The organism is Spiroplasma citri (genome assembly GCF_001886855.1).
GTDB classification, from domain to species: Bacteria; Bacillota_I; Bacilli_A; order Mycoplasmatales; family Mycoplasmataceae; genus Spiroplasma; species Spiroplasma citri.
Map to the genome: position 1 here is coordinate 1,194,436 of NZ_CP013197.1, position 19,225 is coordinate 1,213,660.

Annotated in this window: 32 protein-coding genes and 2 pseudogenes; 12 read left to right on the forward strand and 22 right to left on the reverse strand. The window is 23.9% G+C overall.

Going from position 1 to position 19,225, the window contains the following annotated elements; translation table 4 throughout:
- The first annotated feature begins 17 nt into the window (after nt 1–17).
- The 5 genes from SCITRI_RS06960 (at nt 18) to SCITRI_RS06975 (ending at nt 1,192) form a co-directional block, all read left to right on the forward strand.
- Complete coding sequence (locus SCITRI_RS06960; RefSeq protein ID WP_071937757.1) at nt 18–245, forward strand: hypothetical protein; 228 nt, start codon at nt 18–20, stop codon at nt 243–245.
- Nucleotides 245–427, forward strand: a complete 183-nt coding sequence (locus tag SCITRI_RS06965) for a hypothetical protein (protein WP_071937758.1) — start codon at nt 245–247, stop codon at nt 425–427. Before SCITRI_RS06960 ends, SCITRI_RS06965 begins: the two co-directional genes overlap by 1 nt.
- Nucleotides 428–558: 131 nt before the next feature.
- Nucleotides 559–762 (forward strand): hypothetical protein, encoded by a 204-nt coding sequence (locus tag SCITRI_RS06970; RefSeq protein WP_071937759.1) that lies wholly within the window; start codon nt 559–561, stop codon nt 760–762.
- A gap of 62 nt (nt 763–824) precedes the next feature.
- The gene (locus SCITRI_RS10620; RefSeq protein WP_167693728.1) at nt 825–983 is read left to right on the forward strand and encodes a hypothetical protein; all 159 of its coding nucleotides are present in this window, start codon (nt 825–827) and stop codon (nt 981–983) included.
- Nucleotides 983–1,192 (forward strand): DUF2649 family protein, encoded by a 210-nt coding sequence (locus SCITRI_RS06975; protein ID WP_071937760.1) that lies wholly within the window; start codon nt 983–985, stop codon nt 1,190–1,192. Before SCITRI_RS10620 ends, SCITRI_RS06975 begins: the two co-directional genes overlap by 1 nt.
- 352 nt (nt 1,193–1,544) lie before the next feature.
- Here the strand turns inward: SCITRI_RS06975 and SCITRI_RS06985 are convergent, their stop codons facing one another.
- The 3 genes from SCITRI_RS06985 to SCITRI_RS06995 are packed head-to-tail and all read right to left on the reverse strand — an operon-like array spanning nt 1,545 to nt 3,644.
- The gene (locus SCITRI_RS06985; protein ID WP_071937761.1) at nt 1,545–1,763 is read right to left on the reverse strand and encodes a hypothetical protein; all 219 of its coding nucleotides are present in this window, start codon (nt 1,761–1,763) and stop codon (nt 1,545–1,547) included.
- Between the two features lie 4 nt (nt 1,764–1,767).
- On the reverse strand, nt 1,768–3,285 hold the full coding sequence (locus tag SCITRI_RS06990; RefSeq protein ID WP_071937762.1) for a hypothetical protein: 1,518 nt from the start codon (nt 3,283–3,285) through the stop codon (nt 1,768–1,770).
- Nucleotides 3,285–3,644 (reverse strand): hypothetical protein, encoded by a 360-nt coding sequence (locus SCITRI_RS06995; protein ID WP_071937763.1) that lies wholly within the window; start codon nt 3,642–3,644, stop codon nt 3,285–3,287. Before SCITRI_RS06995 ends, SCITRI_RS06990 begins: the two co-directional genes overlap by 1 nt.
- Nucleotides 3,645–3,871: 227 nt before the next feature.
- Between SCITRI_RS06995 and SCITRI_RS07000 the strand changes: the two are divergent.
- Nucleotides 3,872–4,863, forward strand: a pseudogene (locus tag SCITRI_RS07000) (IS30 family transposase).
- Between the two features lie 928 nt (nt 4,864–5,791).
- On the opposite strand, the gene SCITRI_RS12215 reads toward SCITRI_RS07000, so the two are convergent.
- The 3 genes from SCITRI_RS12215 to SCITRI_RS07010 form a co-directional block, all read right to left on the reverse strand.
- A complete protein-coding gene (locus tag SCITRI_RS12215) occupies nt 5,792–5,914 on the reverse strand; it encodes a hypothetical protein (protein WP_257785676.1) in 123 nt (40 codons plus the stop codon).
- Nucleotides 5,915–6,009: 95 nt separating this feature from the next.
- Nucleotides 6,010–6,609, reverse strand: coding sequence for a hypothetical protein (locus tag SCITRI_RS11625; RefSeq protein WP_237237880.1), 600 nt, complete (start codon nt 6,607–6,609; stop codon nt 6,010–6,012).
- 133 nt (nt 6,610–6,742) lie between these two features.
- The gene (locus SCITRI_RS07010; RefSeq protein WP_237237881.1) at nt 6,743–7,723 is read right to left on the reverse strand and encodes a hypothetical protein; all 981 of its coding nucleotides are present in this window, start codon (nt 7,721–7,723) and stop codon (nt 6,743–6,745) included.
- A 167-nt stretch (nt 7,724–7,890) separates the two neighbouring features.
- On the opposite strand from SCITRI_RS07010, the gene SCITRI_RS07015 reads away from it, so the two are divergent.
- On the forward strand, nt 7,891–8,721 hold the full coding sequence (locus tag SCITRI_RS07015; RefSeq protein WP_071937765.1) for a GNAT family N-acetyltransferase: 831 nt from the start codon (nt 7,891–7,893) through the stop codon (nt 8,719–8,721).
- Nucleotides 8,722–8,787: 66 nt separating this feature from the next.
- Here the strand turns inward: SCITRI_RS07015 and SCITRI_RS07020 are convergent, their stop codons facing one another.
- The 9 genes and pseudogenes from SCITRI_RS07020 to SCITRI_RS10260 form a co-directional block, all read right to left on the reverse strand.
- Nucleotides 8,788–9,441, reverse strand: coding sequence for an MBL fold metallo-hydrolase (locus tag SCITRI_RS07020; protein ID WP_071937766.1), 654 nt, complete (start codon nt 9,439–9,441; stop codon nt 8,788–8,790).
- A 26-nt stretch (nt 9,442–9,467) separates the two neighbouring features.
- Complete coding sequence (locus SCITRI_RS07025; protein ID WP_071937767.1) at nt 9,468–10,163, reverse strand: hypothetical protein; 696 nt, start codon at nt 10,161–10,163, stop codon at nt 9,468–9,470.
- A 165-nt stretch (nt 10,164–10,328) separates the two neighbouring features.
- Nucleotides 10,329–10,472, reverse strand: coding sequence for a hypothetical protein (locus SCITRI_RS11630; protein WP_237237882.1), 144 nt, complete (start codon nt 10,470–10,472; stop codon nt 10,329–10,331).
- A 229-nt stretch (nt 10,473–10,701) separates the two neighbouring features.
- Entirely contained in the window at nt 10,702–12,141 is a 1,440-nt protein-coding gene (locus SCITRI_RS07035; protein ID WP_071937768.1) for an APC family permease, read from the reverse strand.
- Nucleotides 12,142–12,143: 2 nt separating this feature from the next.
- A complete protein-coding gene (locus SCITRI_RS07040; RefSeq protein ID WP_071937769.1) occupies nt 12,144–13,205 on the reverse strand; it encodes an alpha/beta hydrolase in 1,062 nt (353 codons plus the stop codon).
- 94 nt (nt 13,206–13,299) lie between these two features.
- Complete coding sequence (locus SCITRI_RS10815) at nt 13,300–13,572, reverse strand: HAD hydrolase family protein (protein WP_202819425.1); 273 nt, start codon at nt 13,570–13,572, stop codon at nt 13,300–13,302.
- Nucleotides 13,573–13,575: 3 nt separating this feature from the next.
- On the reverse strand, nt 13,576–13,809 hold the full coding sequence (locus tag SCITRI_RS11635) for a hypothetical protein (protein ID WP_237237883.1): 234 nt from the start codon (nt 13,807–13,809) through the stop codon (nt 13,576–13,578).
- A gap of 54 nt (nt 13,810–13,863) precedes the next feature.
- Nucleotides 13,864–14,139 (reverse strand): HAD family hydrolase, encoded by a 276-nt coding sequence (locus tag SCITRI_RS11640; protein ID WP_237237884.1) that lies wholly within the window; start codon nt 14,137–14,139, stop codon nt 13,864–13,866.
- A 242-nt stretch (nt 14,140–14,381) separates the two neighbouring features.
- A pseudogene (locus SCITRI_RS10260) lies at nt 14,382–14,597 on the reverse strand (IS30 family transposase); the annotation flags it as partial.
- Between SCITRI_RS10260 and SCITRI_RS10265 the strand changes: the two are divergent.
- From SCITRI_RS10265 to SCITRI_RS07075, 5 genes are all read left to right on the forward strand, one after another.
- On the forward strand, nt 14,587–14,754 hold the full coding sequence (locus SCITRI_RS10265) for a hypothetical protein (protein WP_164023928.1): 168 nt from the start codon (nt 14,587–14,589) through the stop codon (nt 14,752–14,754). The pseudogene SCITRI_RS10260 and the gene SCITRI_RS10265 overlap by 11 nt on opposite strands.
- 103 nt (nt 14,755–14,857) lie before the next feature.
- Entirely contained in the window at nt 14,858–15,007 is a 150-nt protein-coding gene (locus tag SCITRI_RS07055; RefSeq protein WP_071890527.1) for a hypothetical protein, read from the forward strand.
- Nucleotides 15,007–15,258: a hypothetical protein gene (locus SCITRI_RS07060; RefSeq protein WP_071937770.1), complete on the forward strand. Its 252-nt coding sequence runs from the start codon at nt 15,007–15,009 to the stop codon at nt 15,256–15,258. Before SCITRI_RS07055 ends, SCITRI_RS07060 begins: the two co-directional genes overlap by 1 nt.
- Before the next feature lie 204 nt (nt 15,259–15,462).
- Entirely contained in the window at nt 15,463–15,645 is a 183-nt protein-coding gene (locus SCITRI_RS07065) for a hypothetical protein (RefSeq protein ID WP_237237885.1), read from the forward strand.
- A gap of 668 nt (nt 15,646–16,313) precedes the next feature.
- Entirely contained in the window at nt 16,314–16,712 is a 399-nt protein-coding gene (locus tag SCITRI_RS07075; protein ID WP_084566898.1) for a DUF3627 domain-containing protein, read from the forward strand.
- A gap of 132 nt (nt 16,713–16,844) precedes the next feature.
- On the opposite strand, the gene SCITRI_RS10625 is transcribed toward SCITRI_RS07075, so the two are convergent.
- The 7 genes from SCITRI_RS10625 to SCITRI_RS10275 form a co-directional block, all read right to left on the reverse strand.
- On the reverse strand, nt 16,845–16,985 hold the full coding sequence (locus SCITRI_RS10625; RefSeq protein ID WP_167693721.1) for a hypothetical protein: 141 nt from the start codon (nt 16,983–16,985) through the stop codon (nt 16,845–16,847).
- A gap of 7 nt (nt 16,986–16,992) precedes the next feature.
- Nucleotides 16,993–17,238, reverse strand: coding sequence for a hypothetical protein (locus SCITRI_RS07080; protein WP_071937773.1), 246 nt, complete (start codon nt 17,236–17,238; stop codon nt 16,993–16,995).
- Entirely contained in the window at nt 17,229–17,459 is a 231-nt protein-coding gene (locus SCITRI_RS07085; RefSeq protein ID WP_071937657.1) for a hypothetical protein, read from the reverse strand. The genes SCITRI_RS07080 and SCITRI_RS07085 overlap by 10 nt, the downstream gene beginning before the upstream one ends.
- Nucleotides 17,459–17,665, reverse strand: coding sequence for a pentapeptide repeat-containing protein (locus tag SCITRI_RS12505; RefSeq protein ID WP_084566913.1), 207 nt, complete (start codon nt 17,663–17,665; stop codon nt 17,459–17,461). The genes SCITRI_RS07085 and SCITRI_RS12505 overlap by 1 nt, the downstream gene beginning before the upstream one ends.
- An 894-nt stretch (nt 17,666–18,559) precedes the next feature.
- Entirely contained in the window at nt 18,560–18,811 is a 252-nt protein-coding gene (locus SCITRI_RS07095) for a hypothetical protein (RefSeq protein ID WP_071937770.1), read from the reverse strand.
- On the reverse strand, nt 18,811–18,960 hold the full coding sequence (locus SCITRI_RS07100; protein ID WP_071890527.1) for a hypothetical protein: 150 nt from the start codon (nt 18,958–18,960) through the stop codon (nt 18,811–18,813). Before SCITRI_RS07100 ends, SCITRI_RS07095 begins: the two co-directional genes overlap by 1 nt.
- Nucleotides 18,961–19,063: 103 nt before the next feature.
- Complete coding sequence (locus tag SCITRI_RS10275; protein ID WP_155522075.1) at nt 19,064–19,213, reverse strand: hypothetical protein; 150 nt, start codon at nt 19,211–19,213, stop codon at nt 19,064–19,066.
- Nucleotides 19,214–19,225: the final 12 nt, after the last annotated feature.

Below are 19,225 nucleotides of genomic sequence, written 5' to 3' on the forward strand. Positions count from 1 at the left end.
TAAACATAAAAAATAAAATGAAAAAGCAAACTAAGTTATATAAACAAAGATTACAATATTTGGTTAATGTTATTCATCAATGTTTACCTACTAAAATACCTTTATTTATGTTAAGAAAAGTAATTAAGTTATATCTTAATCATAATGTTATTGATATTGATGTTATGGAAGAACAACATTTTAAGTTATTAGTAGAACAAGTAAAAAATTATATGTTAAATATAGAAAGTAAAGGTGATAATTAATGACCGTTTTTGCAACAATTATTTTAGTAATTACAATGTTAATGTTATTAGTTTTTTTAACAATTAATACGATATTTAAATTTAAAAATAAGTATTTAATTTGTCCGCATTGTTCTAAAAAAGTAGAATTTAAAGAATGGGGAAAACGAAAAATTAAAAAAGCAGATAAGTCTGTTGAATAAGTTGATATCAATAAAATACCTTCGCAAGTATAAAAATTGATTTTAGTTTTTAGTGTTAATTATTAAAATCAAGGTTAGAGTATGCGAAGGTTTTATTATTAATAGAAAGTATTTTAAGTGAGGTGTTATTAATGAATTTAAATTTATTAACGGGCGACGCTGATGTTATTAAGCAAATAGCGGATTTTGCTGCTATTCTTGCTAATTGAGCGATTGCTTTTACTAACTGATTTATTGCTTTTTTAGGGTCACATATGTTATTAATTACTCCATTAGTTTTAATGTTTGTGGTTTTGGGAATTCAAACAATCAGAAAATTAATTCACGGATATTAATATTTAATAATAAACTCTAATCTTGATTTTAGTAATTAACATTTAGGAAAGGAATAAGAAAAATGCAAAGTGTATGAGATTTATATTATGAATTTATGACAATTATTTTTGGAGTTAATCATCCCGCTATTTTAGATATTGTTATATTTGTTGTATTTTTAATACTTGTTTTTGGGATGTTATTTTTAATTTTAAGTTGTATTTTTAGGTGGATAAAATAATGGACTCAAATATTTTTTTGCAACGAGTATATCAAGGTCTTTTACAAATTTTTTATTTTATTCCGAAAACTGAAATTGATAACTTTGTTGGTAGTTCTATTGATAATATTACTTATTCAGTAATTATGATAGGTGTTTGATTAGTTGTTTTTTTTCTAATTTGGTTATCAATATTTATTTTATATAAAACAATTAGATTGGTGGTGTAGATATATGTTTAAAAATTATTTTAATTTATTTAGAAGACAAAAAAATATTAAGTTTTCTTATTGATATGTAAATTGATTTATGGCAAATATTTTGTTTTATTTTTTTATTGTTTGTTTTAATTTACAATTTATATATTTTAGTTCTACATCAGTTATAGATATTATTCTTTTTATTTTTTTAGTAATTTTTGATGTTATCTTTTTTTTGGTCTTTTTTTAGTAATCTTTTTCAAACACGAAAATTAATTAAAATTGTTAAAAGTAGTCCAATATCAATTATTAACGGTGCTTTGGGTACTGGTAAAACTTTATTAATGACTTATTTATCGCAAATTGCTAAATTTGATAATGTTTATTCTAAATATTCTTTTTGATTATTTACACCATAATCATAAGTTTCTTTCATTAATTCTTGAAATATTTTAGTATGTTCTTCACAAGCAGGAACACCAATACCATTTCAATTTTTACTTACTTTTTTAAAACACTCTTTTCCATCAATTATCATTCAACAAATATTTTTATCCATTCGCATTTTTTCAACATTTCTTTTAATTTGTTTTTTTGCCATAATTTTAACCTCGCTTTCCAAACTGTTTACTTATTAAAAATGGATTATCTAATGTTTTTATAAAATATTCCATTATATCCATAACAGCATAAGTCATAGCATCGAAACCATCATCAAATAATTTATTATCTTCTAATTTATAAGTAGATTTATTTGCTGGCGGTTTTCTTCATTCCATTTTTAACATATCTTTAAATAATTCTGGTGTTAATCTTTGACTAATTTGTAAATAATTCTTATTTAGCAGGATGATTATAGCATCAATTCTATCAGTTCTATATCATATTTCTTTATTAACTGGTTTAAATCTTAATCAATTAGCATCAGGGAAAAACTTTCGTCTAATATTATTTAATGTATCAACCTCTACTAAATGACCACCACCAGTATCAACATTTATTTCTAAACCATTATATAAATCATTTCATTGTGTAGCACATATTATATAAAAATGTACTATTTCATGTAAAACTTTCATTATATCTTTTTGTACCATTTCAGCATTACTATGTTTATATTCCATTAATGGTGCCATTTTTTTATAATCTTTATCTATTCCCATTAAAATTGCATGAGTAGCATGTCCTAATGGTGATTCAGCATAACCTAAATCTAAACCTGCTCTAAAATTAACTGGTTCAAAATCATATAATTTACTAAATAAATAATTAGCAAAAATACTACCATCTAATGCACCTGGCATCCTAATTCCTCAAACCTCATATTTTTTAGGTCATTCTGCTTTTAATTCATATAATTTCATTAATTCATCATAATTTAAATTATCTTTATTAATTAAATAATTAGTATAATGATTAATTACTTTTTTATCATATGCTTTTTGACCTGTTTTAGGATCTAAGACTGGCACTATTAATTTAGATATTTGCTCACCATTACTTTCTAATTCTTTACGATTAAATGGCATTAATTTATTTAAATAATCAATATGATCCTGATAAATACTATCAGGATTAGTACTTGTAATTAATATCATTTTTTTATAATCACGAACTGCTTGCATAATTGCTTCTTTTTCTGCTTTACTAAATTCATTTGCTTCCTCTAATCAAATAATACATAAATCAGCACCATTTGCTCGTGCTGTTCCTTTACCTAATACTTGCGATGAATTACTTTTTCTTGCTCCTTGTAATTTAATAAAACTACCATTAGGAAATAATCAAGTAGGTTTATTAAACCTAGCATTATATTGATAATGACCACCTTTTCATTTTTTAGTAGGATTAAGAATTAAACCTATTTTATCTAATGCATCTTGAATATCTTGTTGCATTTCAGCAGTATCAGCACTATTTAATCTAAAACCATATATTGCTATTTTTTTATCTTTATTTGCCAACACACCACAACTTAATAATGCTATTAATTCATCAATAGAATATATTTTACCCGCTTTCCGACTACCTGCTAAATTAATTTCATCTGCAATATATTCTGTATTTTTTAATAAACTAACTACTATCTTATTAAGATAGCTATATTCATATAACATTGCCATTATATATCTCTTCCTTTATCTATATTAATCACTGGTGGAGCATAATTTATTTCAGTTTCATTTTCACTACCATAATACTGGGCATATACAGATACACCCCCCTTAGTTTTGTTTAAGAGATGTAATTTTATATCATTTTCTAATATTCGTATTTTCATTTTAAGTTCATTAAATGCTAATAAATTAGTGTCTTTTAAGGTATTATATTCATCTTCTTCTAAATTACAAAAGATTAATAAGGTTTCTTTTGTGGCAAGTTTAATATTATTTTCTTTACAATATTCATCAAATTTTGTTAATTTTTGCTTTATTTTTGTTAAATTTGCCATTATTCATCACTTTTTATCTACTTTTGCCATCTTTTTTACCTCTTTTGTCATCACCATTCTACAAAAAAATATAAAAAAGTAAAATAAAAAAAGACTTTTTCAAGTCTTCATTTTTAGTAATTTTTAAACAAGAGATTTAAGGTTGGATAATCCTACTTGTATTAAATTACATCACCATCCTAACATCTTTTAATAAAATGTCAACAAAATTTTAAATTTTATGATAAAAATATTTTCAGAAAGGTTGGTTTAATCTTATGAACAAGAAAAAATATAAACATTTTAGTCTTGATGAAAGATATAAGTTAAAAGAATATTTAATATCAGAAACATTTAAAAAGAAAAATGGTACATCTAATTATTCTAAAATAGCAAAAGTAATGAATAAAAGTCCTAATACTATTAGATTATAGGATCAAAGACTTGGTGAAGAATATAATCCTGAAAAAGCAAATAATGATTATAAAAAGAAAAGAAAAAAATCTATTAAATGTACTACAATTTCAACAAAAGTTGTAAATTATGTAAGAGAAATTTTAAGTAAAAAAATTATTCACCAAGATTAATTATTTATGAATATGAAAAAAAATATAATGAAAAGTTTCCATTTTCACATGTGACACTTTATAAATATATTGATCATAAAGTTTTTGATGATGAAAATAATGAAATTAAGAAAAAATTACCATTTAAAGGTAAAAAATATAAAACAAAAAAGAGAAAAGATGATCGTGGTCAATTAACTAATATTAGATTTATTGATGAAGCAGAACATGAAAAGGGAACTTTTGGTTGACTTCAAATGGATTGTATTGTTGGAAAAGAACATCAATCTGCTTGTTTAACTATTACCGAAGAAAAAAGTTTATATACGATTTGTTTTAAATTAAATCAACATAATTCAGAAGAGGTTAATAAAGCTCTTAAAAGTATTATTAGAAATAAACTTTATAAGATAAATATAAAAGGAATTATTAAAGATCAAGGTAAAGAATTTAGTAAATGAAAAGAAATTGAAAAAATTACTAATGCTAATGTTTATTTTTGTGATGCTGGAACTCCGACACAAAAAGCAAAAGTTGAAAGAATAAATAGAGATATTAGAGAATATTTACCTAAAGGAACTGATTTTAATACTGTTACTCAAAAAGAAATTAATAAAGTTATGAAAATTATTAATGAAAAACCGCGACCGAGTTTAGGTTGATTATCCTCCAAAGAGGTATTTTTACAAAATATTAATATTTAATTTTTTTAAATATAAATTATATATTTGTAGCAAACTTTTCTTTTTGTCGTGCTTAAATATTAACTCATATTTAAAAAAGTTATTTTTTTTTGAAAAAATATTGCATTTTAAAATAAAAGGTATAATATCATATTAACAAGGTTGGAATTACCTACTTGCATCTTTACAATACAAAAAAACTAAAAATAATTATTATAATCCTTAATATCAAAATAAAACGCATATTCAAAATTATTAAAACTTATTAATAAAATGAAATAAAGATAATTCCTATATTATTCCTTTTAAAAATATTAAAAATATTGTTATTTTAAAAAATAAAGAAAAAATTAGAATAACAAATGCAGGAAATAATTCACAAATATTTTATTATAATATTGATAATTTTATTGAAAAAATAATTAATTTTGAAAGAAATAAAAATGCAAAAGCAATATCTAAAATGCAATTTGATACAATTTGCTTATTTCATAAAGAATTATTAAGAAATAAAAATATATATAAAGAAAATCATAAACTTAATTTAAAATATTAATTTTAATAAATAAAATATATAGTAGATTGACAATTAAAAAAGAAAAAATATAATATAAATTAAGAATAAAAAAGCATTTATTCAAATGTTGAATTAGTCAAGAAAAGTAGACTAATAAAAAATGACTAAAGGTTTAGGTTCCTGTATTCAACAAAACTTAGACCTTTTAATTTTGATTGTGGTCTAAAATTTATTATAAAAATAAATATACTTAGGTAAATTACTTATAATTCATTTTGTAGTTCTCTTTTTTCTTGAAATTTAATTTAAAAATTCACTTTTCATTGTACCAAATCATGATTCAGTATGGGCATTATCATATGGATTATCTCATTTAGACATTGATATTTTAATTCCTAAATAATTGCAAAGTCTTTGATAATTTTGATTTGTCTAATGAAATCCTTGATCAGATTGTAAAATTCATGTTTTAGGTTTACCAGCTTTTATTCAAGCATTAATAATATTTTTTAAAACAAAATTAGTACCTAAATTATTACTAATTTGATAGTCCAAAATTTGGTTATTATGAAAATCTTTGACAATTGATAAATAATAAGTTTTTTATTAGTTAGCAAATATGTAATATCGGTTCCTAGTTTTTAATTAAGTTAAGTAGCCCTAAAGTTTTGACTCAATAAATTTTCATATCGAAAAGGCCCAGATGAAAGTTTATATTTGAATTTTTTAATTCTTTGAACAAATTTTAGATTCAAATATTTCATATATCTATATACCATATGGGCTTTTAAAGATAAATTATAGATTTTATTAATTATTAAAGTTAGCATTTTATAACCATAAATTTTATTAAATTTCAAAAATGATATTTTAATTAATTTAGCTAATTTTGAATCTCACTTATTAAATTTTTGCATACCATTGTTAAATCACTTATAATATCCTGATTTAGAAATATTTAAAATGTGAGTTAAATATTTAATCGTGTATTTTTTCTTCAAGGACCAAACCGCTCAAAATTTCATTTTCTTCGATTTGGTTAAATACTTTTTTATATCTTGTATCATTTCTATATATTTAATTAGTTCCTCTTTACTCATACTATTAAAATCAATAGTTTTAGGTCGGGCTGGTCTACGATTTCCCTTTGACTGAGGACCCTTTCCAGGAATTAAATTATCTTCATTTGTGATTTTAATTCATCTGCTTAAAGTTTCCTTTGCAATAGTAAATTTTTTTATTGTATTCATATGCCTATTTTTATGATAGTATTTAATAATTTTTATTTTTTCTTCTTTTGTGTATCATTTTCCAATAATAAAAGAACATCTCCTAATAAAATATTACACTCTTTTTAAGAGTTTACTTTATTATAGATGTTCATTATTTAGTTCCTTTTTGTTCTTTTCAGTCAGTAATTTCACCGGTGTTTTTGTCAATGGTAGGTATTTGTGGTTCACCAACGCCTTCTCATCTATATAATTCTATATTAGAACTTTGTTCAGTAATACCAGTACTAACAATAAGCGCCATATTAAGAACAATAATATCAATGATAATATTCAAGACTAAAACAATGATTCCAATAGCAAACCCAGTGATTGTAACCTTATTAGTTTTCATTACATATTGGATTGGAACAATTTTAACATTTTTGTTACGATAATAACGGAAATACAATAAATTATTAATGAAAATATAAAAATATTGTAACGAAACTGCAACAACACAAATTACGACTAATGCTGTGGCAACCATAAATTCACCACCAGGTTCAAAATAATTTAAGAAAAAGTATGGAAAAAGTGTTCTAGGATCTTTACCATCTAAATGACGATAAGTCCCTCGCACTAAAATAACTGTTAAATATGCTACCATATATAACATAATTAATCATAAATATTTTTTATGATGATCTTCATAATGATAATAACGATCACCAGCTGTTAAAACATAACTTGTAATCATTATAACTGGCATCACTAAATGTAAAATAACTGTTGCTACCCAGTGATAAGGACGATATTGTGCCGATTGGTCTTTTTGACCAACAATACCAAGTCAAAAAACTAACATTGTAATTGTAATGTATGTTGTAACTGCTAATTGAATAATATAATGTGGCTTTGTATTTTTAAATTTTGATTCAAACAAATATAAGAAAAAATATAGAGCAACAATATAATTAGTTTGCGTTGTAAAAAAAGAATAATAGCTAGAAATTCTTTCACCATAACCTAAATGCGCAAACTTTGGTTGAGGATAATAAATTGCCATAATTAAATCAAGCAATAAAAATAAACTTAAAATAATTAAAGCCCCCAAACGTAAATAAAAATGGACGCGAGGATTTCATCTAAACATTGCATAACTCCTTTAACATCAAATCATATAATGCATATTCTAGTCATTTTTTAAATAAAGTACAAGTAGGTATTATTATTTTACTAAATTTAAAGCTATTTTTTAAATTTTTTTGCTTCTAACACCAAAAAGTGATAAAATTATAGTTAATAAAAGGAGGATTCAAAATGTTTAATTTTAATAGTGAAAAATTAAACCAGTTGGTTGTAAATTATATTAACTATAGTGTTGACCCAAAGCATGATAATGAGCAACAAAAAAATAAACTTGATAGTAGCAATTTCTTTTATCAAATTGATACTCGTCAATTAAAGAATAGTATTAACGGTATCATTAGTTCCCATCTAGCAACATCAGAGCAATTTGCAAAAGCTGGTGAAATTATTGATGAATATTATTCAGAAAAAACACCATTTATTTGATGTACAATCACAGTTGATAATAACCAAGCAGAACGATCATTTTTTGAAAAAAATGGTTTATCATATTTACAAACTGGAATTGGGATGATGATTGATTTAAAAAAATTTACCACAAAAAGTGAATTATTAAAAAACGAAAAATTTAATCCAATAACTGATCTAACAATGGTTTGCGAAGAAAAAAAACCAAAATTAGTAACTACAGCAAATCTTAAAATTATTAGTGATGCTGATTTACCATTAAAAGATTTACCAACTTCACAACCTAATCCTACATTAGAGCAAGTTAACAATCTTTGCTATGTTGTAACCTTAACTAAAGATGAAACGCCAATTACAACTGGGATTCTCTTTTTTGAAGCAACAATTGCTGTAATTAGAATTACTGACACTGACGATAATTCGGAAAATAAACAGAAAATGTTAATTCATTTATTAAACCAAGCAAAAAAAGCAAATTATCAAACTGTTGGTATTGTGGTACCAGATAACCAAGTTGCTTGGTATCAAAAACTAGGTTTTGAACCACAAGATTTATATTTTAACACTTATGTAATGCATTACTCACAAGAATAATTCCTTCTTAATAAATAAAGGGGGGAAAGAAAAAGTAGAATAATTCTACTTTTTCTTTCCCCCCTTTTATGTATCTTCTTCTAATGTAATTACTTTTTCAGCAAGAGCGTGTGCCATTCGAAATGTTTTATTATGCCCAGGTAACACATGTCATTTTGCATCTAAATTAGTAATGCGACGTAATTCAGTAATAAAATAATTATCATTACACATAGTCCCTGTATAACCAGGACTTGTTTTATCAGGCATTAAACTAGCACCAGTTGTTACTAAATTTAGAGCTTTAATTCGTAGCATTTGGGTTCCCGCTGTATGACCGGGAATATGAAAAATTTCAATATGATAACCTATTTCTTCAACAACAGTATCACCATTTAAAGCAACAATATTTGTTAATGGATAATTAATTCCTGGACCTAAAATTTCGCCTGTTTCATCATCAACTTTATGTTGTGACAATAATCGTAAATCAATTTTTTGAATATAAATTTTTAAATCTGGATATTCTTTTAAAACATTATCAAGACCATCGTAATGGTCAATATGTCCATGTGTAATAAATAATGCTTTTAAAGTTAATTTTTTTTGTTTAATATATTCAATTGCTCTTTTTGCTGCATTTGATGCATCAATCATAATGGCCTCATTTTGATTATTAATAATTAAATAAACATTTTGGTTATCATATGTTGCATCTACAAAGTTTTTCATTTTTGCCATAATTTTTTCTCCCTTGTGAAACAATTCTATTTATCTGCTTCGGTAAACTCTTCAATAAAATAAGAATTTTTTTCAATATAATTTAATAAATCTTCAATTAAAAATAAAATGTCATTAATATTATCATGGCCAAATCCCTTAATTTTATCAATATTCATCATATATAATTTTTGAATTAATTCATGTCCATCATCTTGATGAAGAATTCGATAACCAAATCAACGAGCAATTCCCAGTGCTGCCCCAACTAAAATATGACTTAAAAAAGGATTAATATTAGAATTAGCAATATGTTCATCATGGAAAGTTTTTCGAATATAATTGGTTTTAGTTATTTCTGAAATAATTGTTAATAATAAATTAGCATAATCAGTAATAGCAATAATATTTTCCCCATAAGTTTGGATTTCATCATCAATTTTAACAAAAACATTCATAATTCCTTTATATAAAGCTTTGAAAGAAACAACATCTTTTAACGCAATATTAGGAATTAAATCTTGATAACGTTCAAAAGCAATTTTTGTTCCTCATACAGCAGTGGAATAAAAACTTTCAAAAACTTCTTGCGATGGGCGATATCATTTAAAACGTAAAATAATTTTAGGATCAGCAACCCCAGTTTCATCTGCTAAAACCTTTTGGGTTAAAGCCATTGCTGCTTTATAATTTAAAGTTGCATCCTTTTTCGCTAATATTTTAATTAAATATGTTTTCTCCATAAATTTTATATCATCCTTTTGCTTTCAATTAATATTATTATAACATTTTTCCCTAAAAAAGTCTTATTAACTAAATAAATCACAACTTAAATTCCTTTAATATTAGACTTTTTATTAATAAAGGCAAAGAAAAAACCCTTTTTAAAGGGTTTTTATTGTTTTACTTTAAAATCACAAAGAATGAATTAAATTAAATTCAGCAATTAATTTTTGTGCTAAATCATTTCATACTACACATTGCACTTCTTCACAATTATCTAAAACTCAAAATTCACATAAATCTCTTATTTGTCGTTCTTTACTAGTCACTGTTTTTAATTGTGGTTGTTTTGACGCTAATAAAAACTTTTCATCGTTAATAAATTGTTCATTTTTTTATTAAATCTGTGTTGTGGTTTATTATTATACATTCCTACTGCCTTCCTTTCTTATTCAAATGAATATCTAAAATCATAATTTAAATTTTAAAAAGAAAAAAGGAAGATTTATTATATTGTCATATGAAAAACAATATTATATCATTAAATTTTTTTAAAGATTATTTTGTAAAAGATTCTCCATTTTCTTTGTTATTAATGCCAACATTATTTTTTTGTTTTCTAGTATTAAATGTTTGAACACATCATTTTTTTGCATAATAAAGTGGATAACCACTTAGCATTCCGCTTAATACAATTAAACAATTCCATAATTCTCACATATTACCGGTATTTTTTGCATAATAATACATTGCTAAGATTGAACCAATAAAAGTAATGAAACAAGAACTTAATGCTAAAATAACTAAGATAATAAAAAGTGGTTTTCGATATAATGGCTCATGCTTTGGGTCATTAATCCGTAAATAAATTAAACTAAGCATTGTAATAAATTTTAAAACACTAACTGCTAAAATAAAATAATTTGTAACATTAAATAATGATGTTCATAAAATATAAATAACTGTTAACAGAACTAAAAATAACATTGCTAAATATGGCATATTAGTTCGTTTTGTTGTTTTTTGAAAAAAAGCAAAAAAATCTTTTTCTTCACTCATTTTAAAAATTAATCGTGAATGATACACTAAAAATGAATTTAATGAACCCACAAAAATAAAGATTGCTAAAATAGAAAACAAATAATTTAAGCCTGGTGGAACTGCCGGATTATTCATAATAGCATAATATCAAACATTATTAAATCCATTTGGTCCTATTCATGCTTGTGGTTTATTAATTGTTAATAAACCAATTGCTAAAATGATATAAAGAATTACAATCATAATTGTCGCAATAATCATTGCCCGAGGAATATTTTTACGTGGATTAATAACTTCGCCACTAACATAGGTAATTGCTTCCATTCCAGAATAAGCAAACATTGTCATAGCTGTTGCTGGTAGCAATAAAAACGAAGACAAATAAATTTGACTTAAATTTTGGTTAATTGTATCATCAGTGAAACTACCTGTATTACCATACATCATTGCAATAATTAATACTAATACAATTGGTAAGCCTTTTAGTAAGGCAAAAATAATTTGTGAATAACCACTACTTTTTTTAATTAATACTTGCATTAAAACTAAAGCAAATAAAATCAAAATCCCAAACATTTTTCCATATCATTGATTTTCTAATTTTAGTAATGTCATAACAATATTACCAAAAGCTAAGCAAGCAGTAGCAACTGCTGTTGCACTAACAAACAAAACCATAATTCATCCAAATCAAAATGAACAGGCATTTCATTTTGCTCGTTTAATTCAATAATAACTTGTTCCATTTTCAGGATAAGACGTTGCACCTTCTGATAATAAGAACATTTCTGGCAAAACTAATAAACCACCTAAAATTCAAGCAATAATAATTAAAATTGGATTAAATTGTGCTTGAAAAGCAACTTGTCCAAACGAAACTAAAATTGAAGAACCTAATGTGGCTGAAATAGCCAAAGCTAGAATTTGTCAAAATCCATATTTTTTTTGTAATTTCATTATTATTTCCTTTCTTGTTGTGCTAAAAATGTTTTAATTGCCGCTAAATAACTTTTATGACCTTTTGAAATTGCTTCAACATGTCCTAAATTTAATAACGAGACTAACTGACTTTGCCCCAATGGTTCTGATGTAATTTTTTGAAGATAAAATTCTTTGCTCATAAAGTAAGGAACAAAATCATCATTAGTACCATGAAAAATTAACATTGGTAAATTTTTTAATCGTTTTGGATGTTTTAATAAATTATAATGGCGAAGATTAAAACCAAGTTCTTGCTTAAATTTCTTTCTTAAACCAAAACTAATTAATCATCAACACCGTTGATAACGATATTCCATCACATACCGAAATTGAACTAATAAGTTACTAAACCCACAATCACTAATCGCTCATTTAACTAAAGGATTTTGGTATCCTTGATCTAGTAAATATTTGGTTAAACAAGCCGCACCCATACTATTTCCAATTAGCCCAATTGCATTGAGTGTAAAATTATTTATTAATCATGCAATAACAGCACTTAAATTTTGCACGTTTAAATAACCAATACCACTATATTTTCCAGCGCTTAAACCATGTGCAATACTATCAAAAGTTAAAACATTATAACCTTGTTGATAAAAATAATAAACTTGTCGTAAAGCTAAATACTTGTTTTCTGTTCACCCGTGTAAACCAATTACTCACTTTTGAGAATGTGGATATTGCAAATAAAGGGCACTAATGGATTCTTGTTGCTGGTTTAAAATCGTTATTGTTTGCATTTGTGCTTCTTCTATTGTATTAAAACAAAAATTTAATTGCTTTAATTCTTTTGCAATAAGATCTTGATTATATGCCTCAAAACTATTAAAATCAAAATTTTTTGAATTCATTGTCATCATACCAGTTCGTTGATAAGTTTGAGTAAAATTAAAAAAATCCCGCACATATTTTTTTGATCAAAAAATAATAATTGGAAATAATAGAACGGTTAATAATGTTCGTCATCAATTAAAACAAAATTGCCGATAACCATCAATAATAATTTTTTTACTTGGTTTTTTTGTAACTACCTTCATTTTTTCCTTTCATTAATGAAACAAGATAATTTATTTAATATATGCTTTTTAATTAAAATTTGTTATTGTATTAATAATCTTAATATTTGAGACATTACGATAAGAACATTTGTTCAATTACATTAGCAATTCCATCATGGTCATTATCATAAGTCACTAAATCAGCAATTGTTTTAACATCAGCAGGAGCATTTCCCATTGCGACACCAACGCCTGCTCATTGTAACATTGCAACATCATTATGTTCGTTACCAAACGCTAACACATTTTTTGCTGTTAATTGATACTTTTCACAAATTTTGGCAATTCTTGTTGCATTATTAACATTGCAGCTAGTAATTTCTAATGATGAACGATCCCCTCGGATTTCTTAGGAAATTTCAATCTTTCCTTGTCATTTTGTTACAAACCGATTAACATCGGGGGTATAACTGCTAATATAAATCTTATTAACATTAATATTAAAATCAGTAGAATATAAACATGCCGTTACTTCATCTTTAACTGTGGAGAAACTTGCTAAATAACCTTTTGTTATTTTATCTTCAAATCCTTTACAATGTAAAAGCATTTTATTAAATGAAGAATGATCAGCATCAAACATAATTAATGTTTCTAAATCAAGTTCAATAACATCTAAATAAATATCTCGTAATAATTAGTGATTTAAAAAATCACAAAACAAAATTTCTTTCGTGACATTATTTGTTACAACAGACCCATTTAAACTAACAATAAAATCATTGCTATCAGTTAAACCTAACTTTGCGGCAATATCCTTACATTGATATAATGGGCCACCAGTTGCAATTACTAATTTAATATCTTTGCTAGCTAATCCTTTTAAAACTTGCAAAGTACGCGGGGACATTTCTCCGTTGGAATTTAAAGCTGTTCCATCTAAATCAACAGCAATTAACTTAATATCTGACATAATCTTTTCTCTCCTATATAACATAATTCTAATAAAATTTGAATTATGTAAAATGAAGTGCAACAAATCTTTATTAGTTAAATAATATAATAAAAATTACAAAAATCAACCATAAATTTAAAAAAATTAAAAATATTTTAATTTTTCTTTTATTTTATCCATATTTAAACACACTAAAAAATAATTTATTAATTTTAATGACATATTTTATAATTTAATATACATTTTTAAATATTTATTATTTATATATTATGCAAAAACATTTCTTTAGCACTTATTCATTTTAAACACGGTCGGAGTTTTTCATTTTTTCTATTATTAACTACTCAATCAATTCGTTTTTGACTAACATTATTAAAATCAGCTCCCTTAGGAAATCAATATCTTAATTCACTATTCATATATTCAATTAAAGGTTTTTGATGAGGTTTACCAGCATCACAAAAATTGCATTTTGTAATCGAAGTGCAACAAATCAACTTTGAAAGGAGTTGATTTTTTATTGAAAAGAAACATTATTTTATTTTGCGGTCCTTAGTAATTAAGTATGGGAAAGATATTGTTATTAATACTGTAAATAAGATAGTAATTAATAATGTAAAAGAAAATGAATAAATTATCCGCGTAATTTATTAGCGGTAATTTGTTCAATATAGTTTATTTTGAGCGTAGCGAACACGCGAAGCGTGTCGCAATATTTTTAGAGAGGAGATGTAATATGCCAACTTGATTAACGACAATATTTAGTGTTGTTATTGTATTAGCAATTTTTCTTTATTTTGGTTTATTAATTTATCAAAAAATTAAACAAATTCGAGGAAAGAAAAAAGATAAAAAAGAAATTGAAAGAAAGGAGAGTAATAAATAATGTTAGGTATGTATTTAACAACAGCGTTTAATTTTTTAACAGCACCTACACCTAAAACTATGACTAAGGGTATGACTGGTATTTGAACGGGTTTGACTAGTGCATTATGAAAAGTTAAAGAAGGTATAACAAATATTTTACCTGAGATAATGGTTTTCTTAGGTGAAGCGTGAATTATATTAATTCCATTTGCTATATTTTGTATTATTAAAATCTTAAATTTTTTCCGTGTTATGGTTAAAGGATTTTAGTATTTATATTTATTATTTATCATGTATTTTAACTGTGGCACACTATAATTTTGTTGTTTATTTTTGCACTATACACTGTCTACAAATTTATTTTTAAATAAATTTAATTATTTTGGTTATTATTGATAATGTTAACAAGATGAAAAAACTTGTAGGCAGTATATAGTGTAAAAATATCAACTTAATTATATTTAAGGTATTATTATGCTTTTCTCTCTGTATAAAAATATTTATAAATTTGTTAATTTATTAAAAATTCAAATAATAAATTTAAAAGTTATTATTAAAATTATTATTAGTGAAATAATTGTTTTAATTGGTGATACCATTCATGATAATCAAAAAATAGATGGTATCACATTTGTAAAAAATGAATTTATTAAATAGAAAAATGAATTTATTATTTCTTCAATATTTTATTTCTTCTTTCTATTTAAAATAATTTATACAGAGAGAAAAACATAATAATATCAACTTAATTATAAACTTATGATTTTATATTTTAATAACTATTGTTAAAAATTAAATAGTATTTTTCAGTGTGCCAATTTTTATTATTTTTATATTTAACAATGTTTATTAACATTGTTTATTAAACATTAAATAAACAATATATTAGCATTATGTATAACATTGTTAATAATCAGTGTTTATTACAATTAAAAAACATTATATAAACATTATTTATAACATTGTTTATTAAACAAATATTTAGTTAGGAGACTATATTATGGATATGAAATTTAAAACAACTAAGGAATATAAAAAAATAAAGAGAGATTTTATTAAAGATATTTTTTATTAAGTTTAATTGTTTTTTTGGTATATTGTTGGTTTTTGTTTTTTAAGTTCTTTTATTTATTTTTCAATATTGAGTTGAAATGATAAAGATTTTTCACACTTTGTATTTGCAATTATTATGTCTGTATATGCTTTTATAATTATTATTTTTGTGATTATTATGTATATAAAATATATTTTTGAAATTAAGGTAGAATTTGATGTTGAAAAAGAAAAATTAAATCAATATTGAAAAATTGAAGAAGTTGATAAAATTGAGTAATTTTGTTAAGAAAAATCAGAATGTAGAAAATTATTTTATTAGTAAGGAATTTATCCCTTTTACAACAGATAAAGCAAGTTTTATTAATTTACCCAATCATAATCGTCATATTGGGTTTTGATTGAGTAATAAGTTTATTTATCCGAGTGAAAAACATTCGGAACAAGTAGCAATCGGTTTGATTTATGTTAATTCTTATCCTATTATAAAATATGATGAAAATTTAAAGCGAAATATTTGAAAATATTTAACTGGAACAGAATTAATCAATTTATATAATCAATATAAACAAAATTATTTTACTAAAATGAAAAAAGCGTTATTTTTAAGTGAACCTAAAAAAGTAAAAGCAAATAATAACAATAATAATTTAACAAATTGAACTCAATAATCATATAAACTCATTTAATTTAAATCTTTCAAATCATTAATTAATTCTTGTTTTTTTCAGCACTTCAATTTGTTAAATTATTATTGTTATCATCTTTTTCCGGTCTTCAAATATCTTTATTTTTATAACACATTACAAAACGCATATTATTTCCTCCAAATTTTGTTTGCCTAATGCTCAATGTTCATCTGTAGTATCATCTTTTGAAACTGGATAACTTCTAAGCATTAATTCATTTATTTTGTTGATAATTTTTTTATTTAACTTTTTCATTATTTAATTAATCCTCCTTACTAGGTAATTTGTCATATTTAGAACTATCAGATAAAACATAATTTTTTCTTAAAGTATTTTTTGAACAATTTGATAATATACATTCGTCAACTTTTTCACAATTTATACAAAATAATTGAAAATAAAAATCTTCTTTATATAATATTTGTTGTTTTAATTCAGTAATTTCATTTTTAAGTAATTCATTTTCTTCTTGTAGTTTTTCAAATTTTATTAATTCTGTTATATTCATTGTTTTTCTTCCTCACTAGCAATATGAAATAAAGCAACTAGCCATACATAATGCAATTTAGCTTTAAAATTTTGTCTTAATTCTCTAGCAGAACATTCGCTAACAATAAAATCAATTTCTTTTTGTGTATATCTTTCATCTGAAAAAGACCAATAATAACAATCATAAGGAATATTTAATCCGTCTTCTTGACAATCTTCACAATACTTTCTTTTTCCCATTATAATTCCTCCTCAATAACAGTTAATTGGTCTAATTGTTGTCGTGTTATTTCAACATCTTGTAATTTAGCCTCTTGTAATTTAGCATCTCGTAAATTAGCAAAAGATAAATTAGCCCAACGTAAATAAGTACCTTGTAAATCAACAAAAGATAAATCAGTACCTTGTAATTTAGCATCTCGTAAATCAGCATCTTCTAAATCTAATTTTTAATATTGTAAATAATCATTTATTTTTTGTTCTTCAACAGTAACTCCTGTTAAATCTTTAATTAAATCTTGTAATTTTTTCATTTTATAATTTCTCCAAATCATTAATTAATTGTTCTTCTTTTTCAACACTTCAATTTGTTAAATTATAAATATTTTTATACAGAGAGAAAACCATAATAATACCTTAAATATAATTAAATTGATATTTTTACAGTATACACTGTTTACAAGTTTTAAAAAAAGTAAGTGTATTTATAAAAAATATTATAAAAATTTTTGGTTCAAAACTGTTATTATTATGACCTTTAATAGAAATATTCTTATTTCTATTAAATCCTACTAAAAAATATTTTTCATAATAGACTCAATATTATGAATAATAAACAATATAGATTTATCAACCTTAAAATTATCCCAATATTAAAGATAATAATAAAGTTTATTAAAAAATAAATTTGTAAACAGTGTATAGTGTAAAAATAAACAATAAAATTATTTAATCAAATCACATATAAAAACTATTGTGCCACAGTTAAAATACATTATTCTTTAAGTGCTTCATTTTCTTCTTGTAGTTTGTCAAATTTAATTGATTCTGTTATATTCATTATTTTTTTCCTCAATAACAGTTAATTTGTCTAATTGTTCTTTTGTGATTTTAATATCTGTTAAATTAGCCCAACGTAAATAAGCACAAGATAAATCAGCATCTTCTAAATCTAATGGTTCATTTTCTAAATAATCATTTATTTTTTGTTATTCAACAATAATATCTGTTAAATCTTTAATTAAATCTTGTAATGTTTTCATTTTATAATTCCTCCAAATTCTTTTTAAGTATTCGTATTTTGCTATTAAGTGCTTCATTTTCTTCTTTAAATATAAATATTAAAATCCTTTAACCATAACACGGAAAAAATTTAAGATTTTAATAATACAAAATATAGCAAATGGAATTAATATAATTCACGCTTCACCTAAGAAAACCATTATCTCAGGTAAAATATTTGTTATACCTTCTTTAACTTTTCATAATGCACTAGTCAAACCCGTTCAAATACCAGTCATACCCTTAGTCATAGTTTTAGGTGTAGGTGCTGTTAAAAAATTAAACGCTGTTGTTAAATACATACCTAACATTATTTATTACTCTCCTTTCTTTCAATTTCTTTTTTATCTTTTTTCTTTCCTCGAATTTGTTTAATTTTTTGATAAATTAATAAACCAAAATAAAGAAAAATTGCTAATACAATAACAACACTAAATATTGTCGTTAATCAAGTTGGCATATTACATCTCCTCTCTAAAAATATTGCGACACGCTTCGCGTGTTCGCTACGCTCAAAATAAACTATATTGAATAAATTACCGCTAATAAATTACGCGGATAATTTATTCATTTTCTTTTACATTATTAATTACTATCTTATTTACAGTATTAATAACAATATCTTTCCCATACTTAATTACTAAGGACCGCAAAATAAAATAATGTTTCTTTTCAATAAAAAATCAACTCCTTTCAGAATTGATTTGTTGCACTTCGATTACATG